Genomic DNA, 21,959 nt, shown 5'->3' on the forward strand with positions numbered 1-21,959 from the left:
TAAGTTAAGCTCAATTCCTTTCCTTATTTTATCCACTTCTTGTTGTTTCAGTCCCCTTGCGGGGATTATGCCCTTATAAGTTAAGCTCAATTCCTTTCCTTATTTTATCCACTTCTTGTTGTTTCAGTCCCCTTGCGGGGATTATGCCCTTATAAGAGGATATGAGAACATCTCTTGATGGTTATCATACTCATAGCGTTCAGTCCCCTTGCGGGGATTATGCCCTTATAAGAGTGATACCTTTTACATTATATTTCATGATATCATTCGTAGTTCAGTCCCCTTGCGGGGATTATGCCCTTATAAGAGTTCAAACGTATCATTGATGACGTTGAAGATGATTTTAAGTTCAGTCCCCTTGCGGGGATTATGCCCTTATAAGAGAGTCTTATATAATAAGATACTTAAAATTAAATCTATCAATTCAGTCCCCTTGCGGGGATTATGCCCTTATAAGAGAGCGCCCCCTGTCAGCGGCTTAGCCATGCGGGTTCAAAACCCGGTTTTCGGGGGACTACCTTGAGAAGCCTTGTTTTCTGTGATAATTTCTTTCATAATATCCAGAAACCCGCTTGTTTATTGATGCGGGGCGGATTTTCTATTTTCTGGCTTCTCCATGTTTATAGTATACCACGAAAAGATGGCTTAATAAAGGCATTTATCGGCATTTTTTCAGGAAAAAAGATCAGGCGGATTTCACGATTTCAGACTTTGTGAAAAATCCCACCTGCATTTTTCTCTCTTCTTCCTACTTTTTCTGGCAAGTGACGGTTGCCAGATTACGATATACTATGTCCTGTAAGAAGCACTCAGCCCTATGAATTCTGTGAAAGGAAGTGAATAATATCATGCTGTATGATCTGATGAGCAGTCTGGAAGCCCTTTTCCATGAAGTATTTGATGATTAACTGCTGTATGTATCTATAAGGAGGTGAGATTCATGGACATTGATGTTTACGTCGATATTGATATTTACTAAGCGGATTCGCTACTACTTTTTTTGATTTCTTAAAGGAGGTTTTTCCTATGCCATTTTTCCTCGTTCCCTTCGTCGGTTCTGCCGTCACCACGGTTGCTGAAGCCCTTGCCTTGGAAGAAGTCGTCATGTTTGTCGCTGGAGCCACTGCCGCCCGGAGTGTGCTTCATGGTCAATCTGGCCAGACAGATGATTCTGCTTCCGTTCTGAGTTCCCATTAATAGGATGTGATAGATGATGTCGTTATTTGATTTGGTCCTGCTTTCTGTCCTTGACGAGGTTTTCTCCGATGATGATTGATACTGGTCTGTTTAAAGGAGATGTTATTTATGCCTTGGTTCGTCGCTGGCTTTGCCATCATGGTTTTTCTTACGGCTGCTACAGATTCCCGTTCGTAAAGGAAGTTGATTTCTATGATTGAATTGAATAAGGGTAATAAAAAATGACCGCCAATGGTGTCTTTACACTGTTGGCGGTCATTCTTATCACTGCACTTCTATCTACTATTGTACTTTTGACAAGGATTTACATCCAATGATATTGCCGCTTTCATCACGAATAAAGTCAAACGGCACCAGCAAATCGTCGCGCTGGCCCTTGCAGGCTTTAGCAACGATTGTCGATACTAAATAATAGACACCTTCTTTCGGTTCCGGTAAATCCTGTACTTCGCCATACGAGGTATGATAGATAGCAATATTTCCAATATATCCGCAAAGTTCTTCTTTCACCTCACACCGCGCGCATTGGCCTGAGGCTGGGATGAACACTTCTTTTTTTCCCTCAGGTATGATGCGGACATCATGAGGTGTTAAATTAATGAATTTCATAGAATCACCTATTTTTTCCCTTTCACGACATCTTCTGCGGTCGGCAATATGCTCCGCAGCTTGAAGCGTTCATCGACGCCACCTGAGATGGAACCCTGGTTTACGCCTTCACACATCGTAGCCACTCGTTCGTTCCAATTGGAAAGTTTCGTATGGTTCCAATCCAGCATAAGAGCCAGCGTATCCAATGACTTTTTATATTCCTGATAAACTTTCTTATCCTTTCCAAAGCACGATGATACATAATCAGCAAAAGCTTTTAAGAACGGCGTCGTATCAGCAACATCTTCTGAAGTTTTCCAGGTATCCTTATCAAACAGTGCCGTATAGCGTCCGCCACTATCTAAAGAGAGATTGGCTTGGATTCTGACACTGCCCATGCCCAGGGATTTCCCCAACCCCAATTTATAGACGATATCCTGGTTAGCATTGCCTAATTGAAAGACTTTAAGGAAGGCACCCAATTCAACAGCTGTCAAATTGCGGAAATGAATCTTACCCGTAAAGACATTATTTTTAGTTAAAGGATGGATTTCATGCGTATGCTGCTCTAACCCTTTTGAATACGGAGTCCGCCAGTCATTGTTACCGATTTGCTGATGCCAGTACATCTTATATCCTCTGACTTCACCAGCAGCCGGGCTGTCCCAATGAGCCGGCAGCTGCCTAGATTGTTTCAAATAAAGCTGATACGATGTCGGATTCGCCTTCATCAAAGGGATAACATAGTCCTTGCAGGCATAGGAAGGAGCTGATTGAAGTTGTGCATCTTCAAAAGAAACGCGGCCAGCCCATAAAGCTTTTCGGCCAAAAACAGCATCGGTAAAGTCAACGATATTTTCATCTTCCAAGCGATCATCGATACGGTCGCCGACGGATTTGCGATAAGGAATACGGAACCAGCGGCCATGACCAAAGGCCTGGACTTGATCATTTTCTAGAACGAAGTAGCACGGTGCCAAAAAGTCAATATCTTCCCGATTGGCAAAGCGTCGGGCCTCATCACCGCATTTTACATTAGTATTCGGCTTCCTATCCTTAGTTTTATTTATTAAATCGACACCTCTGCGGTTCTTGTCATCACTATAGTCCTGGATAACAGATTCAGGAACGGGATATTCAGTCTGCCAATCCGGATTATAAAGATAACGGATATTTTCCTTGGGATGATCTTTTGATGATTGCTTACCAGTTAAAATATAGGCAGTACGGTCTTTATCATACCAATCAACACGAGATACTTTGCCAATTTTTTTCCACTGTGTCTCATATTCATCCATAGAAATATGACCTTCTTGGCATGGAGAAATATAGTAAGCCCCATCCACGCTCTTATGGAATAAGAATCCTGACTTGGTATTCTTGGCGTCGATACGTTCACCATTTTTCCCCCTTACTTTTGTCGTCATCCGAGATACATAGTAATCGTGCAATTCAGCTATCTGACTCATACTCTTAGGCGCCATCAGGCAACGGAAGTACAGGTGACGATCCGTGAAATCTTCATTCCGCCGCATCGCTCCAGCCGTAATAATCTTAAAAAGACTGCGGACCATCCCGCGCAACGTACTACCGGGAATCATTGGTTTACCAGCAGGCGAAAAGAATTCTGTCCCTTCTCCAGCTCCTACAAACAGAGGCGTCAAATTTTCCAGTCGTAAGTTCAAGGAACCGCTATAAGTTTGCTGTCCATGGATATAATCGCGATAGGCAGACTGGCATTCTTTCTCTGTCATATGCTGCCAATCATGCTGCGAATCCATAGGCGATGGCAGCACAGCATGTACCATAGGCACGAAATTATAAGGGGCTGTTGCAATCTTGTCGTTTCCTTTGGAATAGGATGAGGAGCTTCGGTACTTGCTACGCTGGGCCAGTTTTTCTGTTTGCTGTTTACTTTTCTTGGCCGCAGCTTCATCCTTTTCTTTTTCTATAGCCTCCACTTTTTCCTCACTAATTAGATTAAGTCTTGCTAATTCTTCAGCTAAACTATTTCCCATTTTAATGCCCTCCTTCCGCTGACGTAATTCTGACAAAGCGATAATCAGTATAACCGGCCTGGCCGGTCATTTCATCGGCTGTGATATAATTTCGCGTTACTAAACCGTAATAGCTTAGCGAGGAATCATCACAAGGCAGGGTCATTGTAAGGAAACGTTCACTGTCACGCAGCGTGATATATCCATCAGCCTGTCCCTGTTTTTTGCCAAAGAAACGGGATAAACTATCTACATAGGAGTTCCCTTGTCCTGCCCCGTCATGTACATATCGGCCACGGTACCGCTGCCCTTTGCGGACCAGATGGATTTCTTCACTTTCATTAAAAACGCGGATTTCCAGAATCTTATCTTCATCTAATTGGGTACCGTCAGCCAGTTGTATGACCTGATTTTTCCAAAGTCCCCAAATGATACGATGACGCTGCCAGCATACAATGGTAGCATCTGCTGTCAAGTACTGTTTTAAGAGGGTATCCAAACTATTTTCACCATTAATAGGGATTTTTTCTACATTTCCATGTTGTATATGCAATGGATTTCTTGCTAAATCCATGTCGTTCATATTTCATGCCTCCTCACTGATGTTGAACCAAGGCACTGGCAAATGCTTCCAGTTCTACAGAATCACCTTGAACCACCTTACCGTTGTCCGTAATTTTCCATTCTTTCAAGGTATTTTCATCCTGATAATATTGAATGGTCGCCGTAAGGCCTTGCAAATACCCGCGCCCTACAGATTTGTCACCGCCTAAAGCCACATTGCCGGTCCATAAATCTTTCAATAAAAACAAGGCCATACCTCGTTCCCAGTCCTGGCTTTCATCAATCGTATAGCGCAAGGTAACAGTCGGAATTTTCTTGTCTTTTTGCCATAAGGCCTGTTCTGCAAATAATTTGCTATCCATAGTACTTCCTGTAAAACGGTCGATGGCATTACGGGTCTGTTTTTGCGGTGTTACATCTTTCGGCTGGATATAAACTTCATCGGTCATAAAGCGGCTCTTCTGCCTATTTTCTTCTGTTGAGCAGCCCATTAATTTATCGAATTCCTGATTCAAGAGCTGAGTCTTTCCCATAGCCCGTAAAATATACATGGCCTGATGCCGGAGGACCCCTTTGACGGAGGTGCCGGGAATTAAGTAATCGCTGCCACTCTTCATGGGGATAGCATGAATTTTATTCTCTCTATCAGCATCCGTCACTTCCTTGTTCCGTACTAATAAGGAAGTTTTCAAAGCAAATTGTCCGGTAACGATAAAAGTTCCTTTAGGCTGAAATGCTTTCTTTTCTCCCTTTACAACCTGTGCAGCAGGCTGGCGTAAAAGCCATTTCTTTACATCCGAAAATTGGGTCATATCATAAACGCCCGCTTGAATATCCCGCACTGAAACGCGTCCAAACCCCTTTGTCGTCAAAGCCCCCAGGCGGATTCCCACAGCTAGTCGATTGACTAAATCCTGGATGACCTTCTTCCAATTCGGCAGTACTTCCACTTGATAATCTCTGACAGTAACTATCATATGAAACTTTCCTGCTGCTTTATGCTGTGGCGTACTGCGTTCAATAGCTTCGTAATTATATTTTTGTCCTTTTTTAGCCGTTCCCGTATCAGGGTCAATGCATACGCCATCCCGGACAACAATTGTGGTATCCTCTAAAAGAACATCTGAAATTATAATTGAACTCTGTAAACCTGCTTCCTTTCCATTCTGACCGATATATCCAAATAAGATTTTCGCAGCTTCCGGATTTTTCCCATGAAGCATATGTCGCAATACGCCGGTAATAGAAGTCCCTGGAATAAAAGGATTGTTATTCTGATCCTTTAGTACATGGATATCTCTTTCTGGTTTATTTTTTTCTGATTTATTTTTATCTTGGCCGCTTCCAATCAAAAGGGGAGAATCTAATTGTAAAGTCCCTTCGATGAGAATCTGATAACGTATTTGTGCTTTATTTCTGTTCCCCATATTAGTCCGCCTCGCTTTCCCGGTTTCTCTGTACAGCTCGTTTCCGTCCATGGCGGAAAAACCATAACCAATATTCATAGAACATGTTGTCTTTCAATGTGCTGTCTTCCCATATTTTGAAATCAACTTCTTTGGCTAAGGCAGACGGAATAGCGTTTTTTAATGCCTGCAAAGATTCCGGCCGCTCAAATGGCATCGGTGCACTACCCGACAAAATATCCAAGAGCTGTTGCTTCTGAAAACGTAAATCCTGGAGATGATTCTTCATCGGACTGCCGTCCCGTACATCACTGTGTATCCGTTTATAAAAACGGTCACGGATATGTTCCACTTCATTGCGATTTCCAAGCCAGGATTCTAATCGTGCAAAAGTATGTGTCATAGATTCTTTCGACGGAAACTCTAACTGATTTACATCTTCAAAGGCCTGGATTTGCAACTGTTCAGCCAATCGTTTTTCTAAAATATGCCAAACAACCTTCTTGACCTCTCCGGATTGCATAGTATAGGCTTCTGCCTTTTTTTGTGTCCCTTCATCTTCAGAAGCTAAGGCCAAATTTTTATGCTGCCAAAGACGAATCTGTCCAAAACCTTCTTCCGTGCGGCTTCCGACGCCGCCATACAGGCAAAGCTGCAACAGGTGCTTATCCTGATCCGTCCATGCCGATTTCTTACAAAGTTCAAAAACCGTTCCCGCTGCCAAAGCTTGCTGCTGAGGCCGATACATAGCCCAAATGCCGACAAAGTTTTCAATACTCTGACTAGCCCCATAGACAGCTCCTAAATAAAAATCATCGCTTTCTGTCAGCTGATTCATTTTATCAACAACGCATTGCAAAACCGCATCTGCCTGAGTGGCATCGCCAAAATCGGGAATAAGCGGGGTATCAAGAATTAAGAAAACATGTTCTTCTAAGGGAATATCCGGCAAATCCTGAATGTCGGAAAAATTAATTTCACATTGCCCATATTGCGTATACTTAGAACGACCCAGGCGCGTAACGAACTGCTTTTGTTCAAAAGCTTGGACAAAATCTTGCAAATCAGCTTTATCGCCTACGACAGCCCCACAAAATACTTGGTGAGCATCGATGGATTCATAAGTGAATACTTTTCCGTCCTGACTATGGCCACCTAATCGTTCACTTTCAGAAGAACGACTCATGTGAAATCCCATACTGCAATGAACCGTAACCGGATGAATCATATTATCTGCAATCCAAGCCAATCCCTTCAATCCTTTATAGCCGGCTGCCGGAGCATCCTGCAATAAATCCATAATAGGACGAGCGGCATTTTTATCTTTAGCTTTCATCAAAGATAAAGGAAGAACAGCAGCCCTGTGTCCCTGAACGAAGGGATTGGCCTGTACGAACCGCAATTTTTCAAAAAAGAAACGGCAAAAGTCCTTATTTCTTTCTGCGTGTTCTTTTAATTGTTTATTCTGGATATACTTGCCCGCCAAGACACCACGCAAGACAGTACCACTAAAGGAGTCATTGCACGAGGTAACAATGCGGGAACTCCCCGCTCCAGTAAGAACGACTGGCGACAGTGTTTTTATGGTAACGTTTATAAGATTCACGACTGATTCCCTCCTTTACGAAAAGCCTGATCAATCAAAGCATGTTGTCCGTCCATTTCACATTCAATCTGGCCAAAACCACGATTCCGATTGGTCCCGGCACGGCGTAAATTTTGGAGGGCTAACGCTAAAGCCTGTTCATGAATTGCAGAAGCATTTATGAGCGACACCGTACCTTTAAAAGTAATCCCCCGATTCAGGACGCGTATATTCCGCAAGGAATGGTCTTTGGCAATCCCCGTCTTTTCATCATTCCCCGTCTTTTCATCAATCGCCGTCTGGAAACGCAAGGAAGTATAATAATCCAGGACATTTTCCGGACGGATGGTATCTTTGAACGTAGTCTGCAAGACTTGCCAGTCTTCAATCATCTTTTCATAATCAGGCAAATGAAAGTCTGGAATGATGAGACGCACCGGCGAATCGCTCACATGGTGAAACAACTCATCGACTGTTCTTTGGGTAAGAAAAGGCTGTCCACATAAAGCAGCCATTTCAGAAACTTCCAAGGCACTTTCATATAGCAGGCCGCGCAAGCGCTTCCCTGGAAAGTAAGGAAGACCATATTTATCATGGACAAGGTCGGCATCGACATTGACATCAGCTTGCCCGGAGCCCAGGCATAAAGGTGAAATAGTACGAATCGTGATAGTATAATTTTCCATGAACACAGCCTCCTTTAACCTGCAAATTCTGGAATATAGTCCATCATTTCAATGGCATCTACATAGGGTGTTTCCAACGGAGCTCCGGCCACACCATACCAAAGCTCAGAAGTATAATTTTCCCATTGCGGGATATCCGGCATAAGCAGATCTTGATGATGCCACTGTTCCATAAAGGTATGGATATCTGCTTTCCCATGCTGAAGGACGAAGCGCATCCCTTTGACTTTACTGCTGGGCAGGGCATCGCGAAATGCTGAAGCACACTGGATTAGAGCCGCTAAGGCATGTTTATCTGTATCATCATCGACGCGATAAGGACCAAAATGCATATTTCCCAAAGCCCCGGTGTATTCATTCTGCCTAATCTGCGATAATTCCGGAGCCTGTTCACCATGAAGAATCGCAAAATCCAGCCAGCACGTCGATGCATCATCGCGCGACTTCGCTTTGGCCGCATCACATAACTGCTCTGCCAGCTGATATCCTCGGAAAAAGGGGTATGCTGTCGGCAAGATAGCCACACCGGCACAAGAAGAAATCTGCTTTGAACCGCCTACAGTCAGAATCCCTAAGTCCTGATTCATGAAATCCATAAACCGTTTTGCATAGGTAATGGCCATTTTGGCAGGGCAGACAAAGGTAACATCATCACCGCCTAAGATGAGCGGTCGTATGGGTAAATCGTTATTCTTCAAATCGAGGAACTCTTCATACCCCGAATATTCTTTCGTAATTGTATCTAACAAATTGGCAAAAGCTTTTTCAGTCTGTTCCTTGACTTCCCGCGACAATTGGCTTCGTTCCGCTAAATTCTGACATTTGCTGAAACGAACACCCATCTGATTGCCGTCAATATGGACAATGGCAATATCATTTTCGGTTTCCCGCTGCCCCAGCTTATCCAGTTCCATAGGGAAATGATAAACCCCGCCTAGCTGTTCTTTGAACTTGCTTCTCAATTCTTTATTGGCCTCCATAGCTGCTTGGGTCTTGGCTCGTACTTCTTGCGAGAAAAAACGGGGCGTCTTATCAATCCAACCTTCTGTATCATAAAAGTTAGCCGCTTCTCCATTGATGTCACAGGCCAGGGTCAATCCGGTATAAGGAACATTGACACGAGGAAATACGGTGTTCTGGTTCTGCTTCAACAGCGCATACATTTGATTCAGACTTGTCTGGAAATTTTCCGATGAAGATAAGTCAATATCGCCAATGGCGGCACCGGTCTTCAACCCCGGGCAATCGACTAATAACTGCATCGTAAAAGCAGTGACGATATCCTTGCGGTAATCTTTTTCTTTCTTACGGAAAAGGAGCAACGCATTGCCACCGCCAATATAGGCAACATAGCAGTCAGCAGGCAGTACTTCGACTGGTTCAGCTGCCGTTTGCCAAGATGTAAAATCAACCGAACTGATTTCATACTTATCCCGATTTTCAGGGCTTAACACCTTGCCTAAGAGAATATCTTCAAAAATATGGTCTACTAAATAAGAAGCACCGATATTGGTTTTCAGCGTATTCCCAGAAAAAATATATCGCTGAATCGACCGGGTATCAAACAAAATAGCTTGCTCACTCATATGATTCCCTCCTCATATCATTCAAAAATCCGGACGCGAACAGCCCCCATACCTAAAGCTGTTTTTATTCCTATACCGGTATAAACAGCACATTGCAGTAAAGCTGCGGCTAAACAATTCACATCCTGGTTTCCACAGAAACGGATGCCTAACTTTCCTGCAAAACCTGGTACAGACCGTCCTTCCAGATGAAATAAAGCCGTATGTAAATCATACTGCCGAATAACCGTATAATAGCCTAACACCTGAGCGGTTTCTGGTTCCATGGGTATTGATATCATCATGGGCCATCGCAGCAATACACTTTGATATAAAAGCGGTAATTCTGGAAACAGTACATAAGAACCTTGGCGTTTAAAACTGGTAGTCGTCAAAAAAACGATTTCCGCGCCTTTCGGTTTCTTTTTGAAATGCAATAGCTGATCAAAAGCTTGTTTCCGGCAAGAAACAGGACCTAAGTGAACGGCATACCCCTGTTGTTTCAGATACAGTTCAGGTGACATCTGTAAAGCATCGAGAAAAACGGCTGCGACTTCATCATTCAAAGCACCTATACGCCACAATGACGTGTTATTTTTTTCATTCCAGAGGATGCTTTGGCTATAGAGTCTCATCCCATCTTGATGAAACGCATTGGCAACATCCGGTGGAAAGCGTTCCATTAACGCACCATGGAAGATAGACCCCATAGCCGGATGAGCGTGTCGCCCTTCTGGGAATGTCACGGGGATTTCAATACGATATAACACCAGCCTCATCCTTTCTCTTTATCAGCATGAGTCAAAAAAGCAATGCTGTGAATGATGGCATCCCTGATTTGGTCATTCGTCTCTTTATTGGCATCGACACTGCTGGCATGATTGAACGTATTGCGCCACATATCGACTGAATAAGTATACGTCTTGACAAAGTCGCAAACCTGTTCCTCAGAAAAGGGCGATGTAATCTTTTTCTGCTGGAACAACCATTTAAAAACATCGGCCCGTTGTTGTGCCAATGCTTCTTTGGGCTTTCTGTTACTGTCATATGCTCCATCTAAAGCTAATAATTCAGCAAGTCTATCTTTTGGGACCGCCAGCATCGCTTTAAAAACGATATTCTTGAAAGATGTTTCTTTAGAAAACCGGCTGGTAATAAAAGAGTCAAGCGGCTGTTTCGGGGGGCAAGCCGCACAAACAACCTGATAAACCAAATTCTTATGCGGAAGATTTTGAAAGATATGACTATTTGCAAAAGGTTTGTTTGTCAAACGTCTTTCGATACGCCCCATTTCTTTCAATAAGGCATCCATTTTTTCATTCTTTCCACTCACATAACTCACAAATTCACAAAACTTTATTTCCTGATCGCAATACAGCCGGACAACATAGTTAATCTGCTTGCCGGACAAGGGGCCTTTTGTATTCCGTATTTCTTCTAAATCCCATGTATTAGGCAGATAATTCTTCAAAAAATATATTTCCCAGCTAGACCATAAGTTTCCACTCCGCTTACAAGTTTCAACGATTTGGGGATCGGCTATATTAATGAAATGTTCCTGGACTAGATAGCGGGGCAGCCATTCCGTATAGAAAGTCAACGCCTGCTGCAAAAATTCTCTATTGGCACACCAGGTAATAATATCTGCAGGATTGATTTTTTGAGGGGCCTCCGGCAAAATAGATTGATATTCTTTTTTTATTTGAGGCAACAACTTATAAAAGATTCCATCTTGTTCACTAGCCGCTTCGTTATCCGTCATAGCTGCTTCATATTGGACAATAGCTTTTTCCAGTAACTCAAGCTGCATTTCCATTGTTTCATAACTTCCGCAGACGCGAATCGTTTCTGATACATTTTCCATTTGATACAGTAAAGACTTCAGTGGCAAGGAAATATTTTCTTGTCTGGAAAAGTAGCGTTGCAGCTGTTCCGTATTACCATAAGAGGTAAATTCTTCGGCTCCAGAAATCAAAGTATATAACTGCATCAGATCCGTTGCATCTTCAACAGTCTTTGCGCCAAAGTCAGAATAAATGACCATACCCGTTTCAATACCCTGATACTGCAGCATCTGCAGCAGGGCAATCATAATCATAGATGCATGTCGCGGACCGCCGGTCATATCGACGTGCATACGGATTGTATCCTCTTTATGTTGTTGAACATATTCCTGCACAAAATCGAACATCTTAGCAATACTCGGCAAGGCCCCGCTCAATTTCCCATTGTCCGTAAGAGGGACATCCATTATGGGATATGACGTATCGGTAAATATATTGCAGAATTGTTGAAATCCCTCTTGCGCCTTATCAGAAACAAAAGCATAGACTGCATCAATCTGTTCCTGCTTTTGCTGTAGTTTCCAGTCTAAATATTTTAACGCCGTTTCATTGGTCTGAGCACAGTCAGCACTAAAACCATCCTGACTTCGATAGCATTGCGCTGCAGCTTCTCTATAAGGGGTCATCACAAAAGTAACTAAATTGCGAATCATCTTTTCACCTTCTTGTAAAATAACACATATAATACTGTATTTATTCGACAGACAATCTATAAAATCCTGCTAACTTTAAAATTAGGCGAAAACTTGACATTGAAAACTTCCTCAAAGGCTGATATTATCAAAAAAGAGGTGATTTTATGCAAAAAACGCGAAATCCTGACTGCTTATATATAAAATCCCTGGATATCCTGCGGCCTTTCCTCAGTCTAATCAGTTATGGCTGTTATTCACGGATGCAGATAAAAAATCGACTGCCTTATGCCAGTACCTACGACAGGCGTCTTGAATTACTGAATTTCTGTTTATCCCCAACCAGTTGGAAATGTGCTGCAGAAAAGAAAAAACATCGATTCTTTTTTTACAATCATGCTTATCAGACCGTATCCAACTATATGTATCCGCTTTTTTCCATGAAAAGCATTGATATACAACATGTCCTCTGCGATTTCATCATCCTCGACATCATGGCATCATCACCCCAAGGATTATTGCAGAAACAAATCATTGATGCTGTCAATAATCGTTTGATGAAAGCATTCAAGGATATCGATTGGGAAAAACGGCAGGCTGGGCCATTATCGTCAGGAAAAAAAGAGGCTTATCAGCTTCTATCACACTATATCCATGCAGACTCACTTCCTTGGAATTCGCAAATCATCCGCCGCATCCATAATTTAGAAAGATATGGCTACATAGAACGAAAGAATAAAAAATACGATATATCTCCTTGGCCTCTGCCAGATTTTTCATTAGAAGAACAGAAGGAACTCTATTATGCCATTACTTTTTATAGTGCCATTTTCCCTCTGGCACTGCCAGGCCAGGATCTGCTCAAGACACTGGAATTAAATCATTCAACATGGCCTCAAAAATATCAGGTCAGGAATCGAAATACCCTAAATATGGTGAATGATGATTCTTTATATTTGCTGCAAGCAGCTATAAGTAAAGGAATCCCCATTTCATTCCGTTATCATAATAAGCCAAAAAGGTGGTCTGGCCTTCCAGTCCGCATAAAATGGGACAGCTATCAGCGGTCTTATGTTATCATTCAGATTCATGAAACACGCATGACCTTTAAGCTATCCTGTATGACGGATATAAGCCTGGACAAAGGGCAGAAGAAAAGAATTATATCAAAGGAAAACCATTCAGAATCAGCTACAGTTATTTTAAAATTGCACTATACTTCATCTCAAACCCATCACGCCCTGCTAGCAACGATTTATGACCACTACCCTTATGCAGAAGAATATCATCAGCAAGACCGATTTAGTTTCTGCCGCATAAGAACGGAAGATGTTCTCGCCCTGGTTCCCTGGCTTCGCACCCTCCACCCTCAAGTCATCGTCGTCTCTGATGACAAAGGGAATAAGGTTCAGACCCGAATCAAACAAGATTTGAAGGAGGCCTTACAAAACTATGATGGACTTATTTAATGAATATCATAACCAGCTTATCGGTATACTATACGCCCTGCTGAAGAACAGCCAGGAAGGTACAATTTATAAGGAAATGGATATCGATAAAAAGCTCCCAATCCATACGAAACTTCTCCATCTGGAAGATGCCTTGAAAACGGTCTTCTTTAAAAATACTCCGGCTGGAATGGCCGCCCGCTTTTCCTTGCATTTACCAGATGCAAGCCCCAGTATAGCCGAAAAACAGTGGTTAAAGACATTGCTGGAAGATAAAAAGTTTACATTTCTTCTTTCCCAAGAATTGCGTCAAAAGCTGGAATCATCTTTGCAAGACATTTCTCCGCTATTACCCATTTTTGCTGCCGAAGACATACGGCCTCAAGGCGACGCTTCTGATAAAGGACCATTGTGCATGATACTGACAATTTTCCAGCAAAGCCTGATGCAAGACCAGCAAATAAATTTAACGTTAAGAACCTGCCCTGATGAACCTTTTAATTGTATTCCTTTCCGTCTCGAATACGATGCCGCTGCCAAACGCTTTTCTTTTTGGATTACGACGACTGACGACACAGTGTTCCGCCGTATCCCTGCAGCCGAAGTATCGGGAATCACCATACTTTCCGCAAAAGCGCCCGACAGAACGGCTGCCTTTGAAAAGTTTCTCCAAAAGCATGAACAAGAAGTGCTTCTGAAAGTGCGGCCAAAGTACAACAATGTCATTCGCTGCTTTCTTCTTTTTGCTTCTTACCAAAAGGAAAGCATTTATCATGAACAAACTGACGAATATCGCTTAAAAATTCATTATTATGACTTTGATGAACCCGATGTCCTCCAAAATATTATCTCCCTGGGCAGTGCCGTCACCGTGCTGTCTCCGGCACCACTCCGGAACAAAGTCATTCATCGTTTGAAAGCCAGTTGGGACGCATACCAATAACCCCTCTTTTTCAAAAAATCAACACTTCTTCGCCCATCGCAGCCCGTTTGCCCCAAGACTGGATGTTCATCTCCATCGACTCAGTATAAATACGTAAAGAATCGGTCTTCGCATCAATAAAACGCCGGGCCTGCTTGCTCATTTTCTTGCATTGTGCCTTGGTCAAACACCCTTGAAAAGCCGATTTCTGGACCCGCACGGCGTACTGTTCCAGGCATTTGACCAGGCGGCTTCGTCTTTTATTATCAGACACATCGTAAATAATCAGCACCGTATATTTCAAACAAGATTCTCTGACGGGACCTTTTTCTTCATCCTTCATTCTCATCCCTCCTAACGAATGGTATATGCCGTATATAACGAAGCATCTTGATGCATGATAGCCCGGCTGTAATGGTAACTTTGCCGAATCACGCATTGCCGTAAAGTATGGCTATACCCATTGACTACATGCGCAGTCCGCATCTTTTTTTCATAACCGCGTAAAAAAATATCTCTCCCTTCTTTGGTCAGATAAACACCCTTACAGCCCTTTCGCTTTTCAAAATGCTCTGGCCGGATTTCTCTATGTTGTACTAAGGACCAAACCATCGAATCTACAATGACAGGCCGCCATTCTTCCAATAAATCTGACACTAAAGCAGCATGCCCGTTTCGCAGTTCATGCAAGATACCAAAATAGGGTTGAAGGCCGTGAGTAACAATGGCTGTATGAATTTCATGGCTCAACAAAGTATATCCAAAACTTAACATCGCGTTAAAAGGATCTGTCGGCGGTCTTTTGGTCCTGCCCGAAAAATCAAAGTCATCCCGAACCATCAGGCCTAAGGTCCGGAAATAGGCTTTAGCCGAAATACCTTCTATCCCTAATAAATGGTCCCGGTCTTCCGCCGAAGGGATTTCCTTTTGTAATTTTTTCAAATATCCAATTTGTTCTTTCACTTCCTGATTTTTCGCTGTACGGTTGCATCGCTGCAACAAAGCTATTTGATTATGAACCTTGGCTTCAATGAATTTCTTTCCCATCTCCAGCGAAAACGGCGTTCCCTGCAATAAGACTTGCTGCCGTTGCTTAAGTGCCTGTTGTCCCGACGGAGGCTGAAAGGAGCCGCAATATTGACCAGATGTCGTAATCCAGGAAACAGGGATTTTCCGTCTTAAGACATCGGCCACAGCTGGAGAAGAAATTTGGACACTCCCCATCAATACGATGCCTTCAATCGTTTCTGCCGGAATCCGGCACACTTCTTCTTTTTCCTTACATACCGTATACGTTCCACCTGACTTAGATAATTGCATTCCCGGTTCCGTTAAATAAACAAAGCACATAAGATCGACTCCTTTCTCACACATGACTTTTTTGATACACCTCATTATAACCGGAAACAGTATCAGAATAATTTCAAAAAAACGTGAAATTAAAAACTCGCCACTCCTGAATCCTGCTAAACTGGGCAACATAAAGTGTGTTAAAATAAAAGAAAAATTACTTTGGAGGACCGATGACCATGAAAGCCCATGAATCTGACTGCCAGCTTCCCTTTACCTTTGAAGACTGGAATAAACAGGCTCCTTTTTCAACATATATCAAAGACTTCAACAGCCTGCGAAAATTTTTACGGCTCATCGCATATGGCTGCTACTATCGCAATATTTTCCCTAATTTCAAAATCACAAAGGGAAATTATGACAAGAAGCTGAAATTTATCCGGACCTTCTGTCCAAAAGCCAATCTGCGGATTGATAACCACAACCGAAACAGTATCACTCACTTTTGGGGTGATGCCTATCATGGAGCAGATAACTATTTGATTTCTTTGTTCAAGACGAAAACGTTGAAACCCAAATGGCTGTTCTTCTATATTATCATTCTTCAAATCCTCTATGCATCAGATACGCCCCTGTCCACTCCGGAAATCAAAAAAAAGATTGAAGACCTGGTCAATAACAGTATCTTACGGAGCTGGTATTCGGGTTATCTGCAAATAGACACAACGGATGATCATCAATTCAATGATTGTCTGAAATTACTCGTAAAGGCCGGTTATTTAAAAAGCCAAAAGCGCGGAAACATTAATGTCTATACTAAGGATGATCGTCCTCACCTCGATTTATCCGATTTAGAAAAACAACAATTAGACGCTGCCATCGCTTTTTATCGAAATATTTCCCCCTGCTCCCTTCCTGGGGCTTCTATCCAGTATATATTACGCTTGGAATCACAATATCAGAAAAATGACGATTCTGCCCGATTATATCAGTTCAAAAATAATGCCTTTATCCGAATCATTGATGAATTATGGGTCGACATCTTATTACATGCTATCGATAACAAGAAGTTCATCGAAGTCGAATATCGTCATCAAAAATCTTGGTCAGGCCTGCCTGTAAAAATCGTATTCCATCCTTTTTATTGCCGCCAATATCTATTGCTAAGGACTAAAACAGGAATAGTTTGGCTACGCGTCGATTTCATAAAAAAAATACGGAACACTGCTTCTTTTTCTCTGCCAGAGTTGAAGCCCCAAGGGGAAAGTATCATCAACTTGCGCCTTCATGCCCCGACAATGGAAAAACAAGAAAAAGTATTAAAAATAATTTTAGCCAAGCAACAGCCTGGCTTCCCACCTGCCCAGATTATGAAAGATGCAAAGGGCTGCACCCATTGTCTCCTTTACTGTAAGGACCGTCTGGAAATACTCCCTTGGCTTCGAACGCTTCCCTATGTAGAAATTTATGAAGACAAAAAAAATTTCTTGCGCAATCGCATGACAAATGATTTAAAGGAGGCCTTGTCGAATTATGATATCTCTATACAGTGAATTAAAAAATGGATTATTTCTTGACCTATGCCGTCTTATTACCTCTATTGAGCACGGTTATACATATCACAAGTCCGATATAGTGAAACAGCTCTGCCACTATCCGGAATCGCCAGACTTACAAGAATATATACAAACCATCCTGATTCCCTTTTATTTTTCTTTTCCCAATGGCATCGCGATAAATAATATCTCTGGAGCACTGCCCATAACCCATCTATCTGACACGGAGTTAGCCTGGCTCAAAGAAATGCTCAATGATAGCCGATATGATTTTCTTCTCCCTGAAAAACTAAAGAATAAATTGAAAAATTACGTCAAGTTTGTTCAGAATATTTTCCCATCTTCTCACTTTTCGATTATCCAAGAAACAGGTGAAGATGCACAGCAAGAGCCACTCCATACCCATTTGGCAACCTTTCAGCAAGCCCTGGTCCAGCAACGTAAAGTCATTCTGACAGGGAAGACTGAAGGAGAAAGAAGAATAAAAACGACACTTTCACCAACCCATTTAGCCTATGATTTAGTAAAAAACGAATATCGCTTCATATGCTGGGATGAATCAGAAAAACAATTATATCGACTTTGCCCAGAACAAATTAAAGAGCTGATAATGACAGATGCTCCCATTGCCACAACGACTCAAGATGAAGAAACACAGTACTACCAAAAACATCAAGAATCGGTGACATTGCGCCTAAAAAGAAAGACAAATGCCATAGAACGCTGTTTTTCTATGTTCTTTCCTTTCGATAAAAAGGCTGTCGTTTCCGATGAAGAATTATCACAATATCTTTTGACCGTATATTATTATGATTTTGATGAAGATGACATTATCAATCGGATTCTATCTTTAGGATCAGCCGTAACCGTTCTTGAACCAGAACCAATAAAACAAAAAATTATTTCTCGTTTAAAAGCATCCCTTTCGTACTATTAATGAAGAATAGGGGCTTGTCGCATGGCGGCAAGCCCCTATTTTTTAATGGCTGAGTTCCCTGATTTTATTTAATCGTGTCTTTATAAACTGTTTTAATTCTTCAGACGATTTGATATTATCCGTCTCTAACCGGGCATGATTGGTATGATTCCGTTCGTCTTTTACTTCGTAGTAATCCGTCAAGATTTTCAATACCACGTCATCATCAAAATCACTTTCCAAACAATGATTTTCTACTAAAACTAATGCTTCTGTTGTATATTTTTTTTCTAAATTACAAATCAACTCACCAATATGATCAATATTCAACTGCGATTTAAGAAAATTCAAAAGTGGTATAAGCTTACCTTTACCATACGGGCAATTCTGAAGCGTATTACATAATTTTTCAACATTTTCTTTCCATGAATTATTACTCTTTTCAGAAATCGTCACTGAGTGTAAAAACCTATGTAATAATTCTAGAAATACTTCATCTGTCACAGAACCTTTAAGTAAGGCTGGTTGTAATTGCCATTTCTTTATATGAATCAATAGTTGCTTTAAAAAATCTTTGTTTTCTACTTGCAAAACTGGATGTTTTTCAGCAAACTTATCCACGTTATCGATAACATCTTGTACATCTATATCTCCATTGACAAAATATTTTATATTTTTTTGAAGTTGTTTTTTAAATTCCTGAATTGTTGCTGTATAATCAGGAATTATCACTGCTACAGAATGTTCTGTTTCAGTTCTCCCAAATTCATTAAGAATAAGGAAATTTTCACTGCGTCCCATTGAATCTTTCGCTATTAACGCATCTAAATCTTTACGGAACACCGGATTAAACCGCAACAAATGCCGTTCTGGATCCAATAACACTTCCGGAATCCGTTCAGTATATAAAGTCAAAGCCTGCTGTAAATATCCATGATTCAGACACCAGTCAATTAAGGTCAAGTCATCTAGTTCTTCGCTGTTCAAAAGCTCTCTATAGTCCTTTTTGATTCGTGGCAGTAAAGTAGCTGCCAAACTGGTATTGTAATAGATAGTTTGTGCTGTTTCATCAGGACTTTCTTGCCCCGCAACCTGCAAAGCAGGATATTTTCTAATAGCCGTCTGTAATTGCTGAATGGCTTTCTTGAAATACCCGTAGTGGCACAATTTAATAGCGTCATCAAATTGTTCCATCGCTTGGAGAAGCGTCTTTAATTCCGGCGATTCCAATTCTTCATTATTATAGAACTTCTTAATAGCCTGTACGCTCCCATAATTTGAGAATTCTTCAGCCCCAGCGACTAACCCAAAGGTATCATAAATCAAATTTGCCTCTTCAACACGTTTCGGCTTGGAATTAAAATTGGCGTACAAAATCTTACCGATTTCGATACCACTATACTGCATGAGGCGCAATACAGAAAGCATCATCATATTCGCATGGCGCAAACCGCCTGTGCAATCAGCATGAAGAACTATTTTCTTCCCTTTCCATAACGACTTCATATCCTGCTGTATCCGCCCAGCCATATCGACAACAGACTGCATCGATTTCTTTGCCGGTAAATCTTCATCATAGTTGATTTTAGTAATGAAGGTAGAATTTTCCTCTTGTAATTGTGGAAACATATCCGAAATACGATGTCCGAAGTATGCTAAATGAGTCCACGGCGTCCCGTCGTCCCGATAAAATGTTTTCTCTTCTCGAATCGTCTTTCCCGTTGCCTCATCCGTTCTTGTTATAGATCCAGTAATCGCGTTCTGAACTTTTTTACTGGCAAATAAGTAAATCTTCGAAAGGGTTACAGTTTTTCCCTGGTAGCCATTTTGCATCAGATAGCGCACAGCAGCTTCATTAGTAAGCTGCACTTTACCATCAATCTCATCATAATCAAATGATTGAACCATATTTTTAGCTGCATTGTATTTGGTATCGCTCAAAAATAAAAGCATTACATGAATCGTATCGTCAGAACCTGTCATACAAAACGCTCCTTTCTGCTCTGCCGTATTATATGTTTAATTATACCATGTCAGAACCCTTTTTTCATTTCTGAATTTTGTCAGTTCCTACTTTTTTCGTCAAATCCCAGCATCCCGATTAGGATATACTATACCTGTAAGAAGTACTGAACCCAATGGATTATCTTGAAAGGAAGTGAATAATATGTCTCTGCTTGATGTTGTAATCGGTGCTGTTATTAAAGAAATTCTCAGTGATGATTAATGATATTTACATTTATAAGGAGGTTTGCATTATGACGTTTTCCCATATTTCTTTTTTCGTTTTGCCTTATCCTTCTTGGCCATTCCCTTTCCCTTGGGAAACATAATCGGATGTGATTGAATTGAATAATGGTAATAAAAAATAACCGCCAACGGTGTTCTGCACTGTTGGCGGTTATTTGCGTTTAAAATCCATCTGCATTGAGTTCAGTCCCCTTGCGGGGATTATGCCCTTATAAGCGTGAGTTCTATAAAAATTATGGCTTCCTTTTATCGGAGTTTCAGTCCCCTTGCGGGGATTATGCCCTTATAAGTGGTGGTAAGGAAGGATTGTACGAAATTGCCATTATAAAGTTTCAGTCCCCTTGCGGGGATTATGCCCTTATAAGTCTTCAATTTCGTATTTGGCTTTCTTCGCATTAAAAATAAGTTTCAGTCCCCTTGCGGGGATTATGCCCTTATAAGTCACTAGCTCTACGCAGTGTAGTCTTATAATCTCTAATACGTTTCAGTCCCCTTGCGGGGATTATGCCCTTATAAGTCGACAACGGATGTTGTATCAGTGTAGAGTCTAGTTTCAGTCCCCTTGCGGGGATTATGCCCTTATAAGCTGTTGACTTAATGTATGATTATATTCGCCACCTGTAGTTTCAGTCCCCTTGCGGGGATTATGCCCTTATAAGGTGCTCTTCATAGAATGTTTAAATGAAGGATTCTATAGTTTCAGTCCCCTTGCGGGGATTATGCCCTTATAAGACGTAGAAAAATTAAACTGGGCTGACGTCGTGTATGCTGAGTTTCAGTCCCCTTGCGGGGATTATGCCCTTATAAGAGCCAGCTGCCTGAGTTTCTGGATTGGTATATACCGTTTCAGTCCCCTTGCGGGGATTATGCCCTTATAAGAGTCTCTAAAAAGAATGTTGGTGAATCTGGTGGGTTTGCGTTTCAGTCCCCTTGCGGGGATTATGCCCTTATAAGAGGGTATGTAAAGTCATTGTACTTTGCTTATCTGTTTTATAAACGTTTCAGTCCCCTTGCGGGGATTATGCCCTTATAAGAGAGCGCCCCCTGTCAGTGGCTTAACCATGCGGGTTCAAAACCCGGTTTTCGGGGGACTACCTTGAGAAGCCTTGATTTCTGTGAAAATTTCTTTCATAATGTCCGGAAACCCGCTTGTTTATTGATGCGGGGCGGATTCTCTGTTTTGAGGCTTCTCCATGTTTATAGTATACCACGAAAAGATGGCTTAATAAAGGCATTTGTCGGCATTTTTTCAGGAAAAAAATCAGGCTGATTTCATGATTTTAGAGTTTGTGAAAAATCCCACCTGCATTTTTCCCTCTCCTTCCTACTTTTTCTGACAAGTATAAGAAATCAGATTACGGTATACTATGTCCTGTAAGAAGCACTCAGACCTATGGATTCTTTGAAAGGAAGTGTGAATGATACGATGCTGCAAGACTGGATGCATTGCTTGGAAGACCTTTTTTACGAAGTATTTTTTGATGATTAGTCACTGTCTGTATCGATAAGG

Annotated in this window: 18 protein-coding genes and 2 CRISPR repeat arrays; of the genes, 6 read left to right on the forward strand and 12 right to left on the reverse strand. The window is 41.6% G+C overall.

What is annotated here, in order from left to right; genetic code table 11:
- The first annotated feature begins 46 nt into the window (after nt 1-46).
- Nucleotides 47-459: a CRISPR direct-repeat array (repeat unit 36 nt; unit sequence TTCAGTCCCCTTGCGGGGATTATGCCCTTATAAGAG).
- Between the two features lie 567 nt (nt 460-1,026).
- Together ACE418_RS00780 and ACE418_RS00785 are read left to right on the forward strand one after the other, a co-directional pair.
- Nucleotides 1,027-1,197 carry a hypothetical protein gene (locus tag ACE418_RS00780; RefSeq protein ID WP_416448690.1) on the forward strand — a complete coding sequence of 57 codons (171 nt, stop codon included), beginning with the start codon at nt 1,027-1,029 and terminating at the stop codon, nt 1,195-1,197.
- A 68-nt stretch (nt 1,198-1,265) separates the two neighbouring features.
- The gene (locus ACE418_RS00785) at nt 1,266-1,397 is read left to right on the forward strand and encodes a hypothetical protein (RefSeq protein WP_416448691.1); all 132 of its coding nucleotides are present in this window, start codon (nt 1,266-1,268) and stop codon (nt 1,395-1,397) included.
- Nucleotides 1,398-1,479: 82 nt separating this feature from the next.
- Here ACE418_RS00785 and ACE418_RS00790 read toward each other — a convergent pair whose 3' ends face one another.
- From ACE418_RS00790 to ACE418_RS00830, 9 genes are read right to left on the reverse strand one after another with little or no spacing between them, the layout of a single operon-like run.
- Complete coding sequence (locus ACE418_RS00790; RefSeq protein ID WP_416448692.1) at nt 1,480-1,806, reverse strand: hypothetical protein; 327 nt, start codon at nt 1,804-1,806, stop codon at nt 1,480-1,482.
- An 8-nt stretch (nt 1,807-1,814) separates the two neighbouring features.
- Nucleotides 1,815-3,806 (reverse strand): TIGR03986 family type III CRISPR-associated RAMP protein, encoded by a 1,992-nt coding sequence (locus tag ACE418_RS00795; protein ID WP_416448693.1) that lies wholly within the window; start codon nt 3,804-3,806, stop codon nt 1,815-1,817.
- Between the two features lies 1 nt (nt 3,807).
- Nucleotides 3,808-4,368, reverse strand: a complete 561-nt coding sequence (gene csx19, locus ACE418_RS00800; RefSeq protein ID WP_416448694.1) for a type III-D CRISPR-associated protein Csx19 — start codon at nt 4,366-4,368, stop codon at nt 3,808-3,810.
- Nucleotides 4,369-4,381: 13 nt separating this feature from the next.
- Entirely contained in the window at nt 4,382-5,854 is a 1,473-nt protein-coding gene (locus tag ACE418_RS00805) for an RAMP superfamily CRISPR-associated protein (protein ID WP_416448695.1), read from the reverse strand.
- A complete protein-coding gene (locus ACE418_RS00810; protein ID WP_416448696.1) occupies nt 5,778-7,361 on the reverse strand; it encodes a hypothetical protein in 1,584 nt (527 codons plus the stop codon). The genes ACE418_RS00805 and ACE418_RS00810 overlap by 77 nt, the downstream gene beginning before the upstream one ends.
- The gene (locus ACE418_RS00815) at nt 7,358-8,026 is read right to left on the reverse strand and encodes an RAMP superfamily CRISPR-associated protein (RefSeq protein ID WP_416448697.1); all 669 of its coding nucleotides are present in this window, start codon (nt 8,024-8,026) and stop codon (nt 7,358-7,360) included. Before ACE418_RS00815 ends, ACE418_RS00810 begins: the two co-directional genes overlap by 4 nt.
- A 14-nt stretch (nt 8,027-8,040) precedes the next feature.
- Nucleotides 8,041-9,612: a Cas10/Cmr2 second palm domain-containing protein gene (locus ACE418_RS00820; RefSeq protein ID WP_416448698.1), complete on the reverse strand. Its 1,572-nt coding sequence runs from the start codon at nt 9,610-9,612 to the stop codon at nt 8,041-8,043.
- 17 nt (nt 9,613-9,629) lie between these two features.
- A complete protein-coding gene (gene cas6 / locus ACE418_RS00825; protein WP_416448699.1) occupies nt 9,630-10,361 on the reverse strand; it encodes a CRISPR system precrRNA processing endoribonuclease RAMP protein Cas6 in 732 nt (243 codons plus the stop codon).
- Nucleotides 10,362-10,366: 5 nt separating this feature from the next.
- The gene (locus ACE418_RS00830; RefSeq protein WP_416448700.1) at nt 10,367-12,088 is read right to left on the reverse strand and encodes a hypothetical protein; all 1,722 of its coding nucleotides are present in this window, start codon (nt 12,086-12,088) and stop codon (nt 10,367-10,369) included.
- A gap of 146 nt (nt 12,089-12,234) precedes the next feature.
- On the opposite strand from ACE418_RS00830, the gene ACE418_RS00835 reads away from it, so the two are divergent.
- Both ACE418_RS00835 and ACE418_RS00840 read left to right on the forward strand, forming a co-directional pair.
- Nucleotides 12,235-13,536 (forward strand): hypothetical protein, encoded by a 1,302-nt coding sequence (locus ACE418_RS00835; protein ID WP_416448701.1) that lies wholly within the window; start codon nt 12,235-12,237, stop codon nt 13,534-13,536.
- The gene (locus tag ACE418_RS00840; RefSeq protein WP_416448702.1) at nt 13,520-14,458 is read left to right on the forward strand and encodes a WYL domain-containing protein; all 939 of its coding nucleotides are present in this window, start codon (nt 13,520-13,522) and stop codon (nt 14,456-14,458) included. The genes ACE418_RS00835 and ACE418_RS00840 overlap by 17 nt, the downstream gene beginning before the upstream one ends.
- A gap of 10 nt (nt 14,459-14,468) precedes the next feature.
- Here ACE418_RS00840 and cas2 read toward each other — a convergent pair whose 3' ends face one another.
- A complete protein-coding gene (gene cas2, locus ACE418_RS00845; protein ID WP_416448703.1) occupies nt 14,469-14,780 on the reverse strand; it encodes a CRISPR-associated endonuclease Cas2 in 312 nt (103 codons plus the stop codon).
- Between the two features lie 11 nt (nt 14,781-14,791).
- Nucleotides 14,792-15,787, reverse strand: coding sequence for a CRISPR-associated endonuclease Cas1 (gene cas1, locus ACE418_RS00850; protein ID WP_416448704.1), 996 nt, complete (start codon nt 15,785-15,787; stop codon nt 14,792-14,794).
- A gap of 179 nt (nt 15,788-15,966) precedes the next feature.
- Between cas1 and ACE418_RS00855 the strand changes: the two genes are divergently transcribed.
- Nucleotides 15,967-17,280, forward strand: coding sequence for a hypothetical protein (locus tag ACE418_RS00855; protein WP_416448705.1), 1,314 nt, complete (start codon nt 15,967-15,969; stop codon nt 17,278-17,280).
- Nucleotides 17,261-18,220, forward strand: coding sequence for a WYL domain-containing protein (locus tag ACE418_RS00860; protein WP_416448706.1), 960 nt, complete (start codon nt 17,261-17,263; stop codon nt 18,218-18,220). The genes ACE418_RS00855 and ACE418_RS00860 overlap by 20 nt, the downstream gene beginning before the upstream one ends.
- Before the next feature lie 42 nt (nt 18,221-18,262).
- Here ACE418_RS00860 and ACE418_RS00865 read toward each other — a convergent pair whose 3' ends face one another.
- Nucleotides 18,263-20,182, reverse strand: a complete 1,920-nt coding sequence (locus ACE418_RS00865) for a hypothetical protein (RefSeq protein ID WP_416448707.1) — start codon at nt 20,180-20,182, stop codon at nt 18,263-18,265.
- A gap of 445 nt (nt 20,183-20,627) precedes the next feature.
- Nucleotides 20,628-21,483: a CRISPR direct-repeat array (repeat unit 38 nt; unit sequence TAGTTTCAGTCCCCTTGCGGGGATTATGCCCTTATAAG).
- The last annotated feature ends 476 nt before the right edge of the window (nt 21,484-21,959 follow it).

It is taken from the genome of Megasphaera jansseni (genome assembly GCF_047974155.1).
In the GTDB taxonomy this organism is placed as follows: Bacteria; Bacillota; Negativicutes; order Veillonellales; family Megasphaeraceae; genus Megasphaera.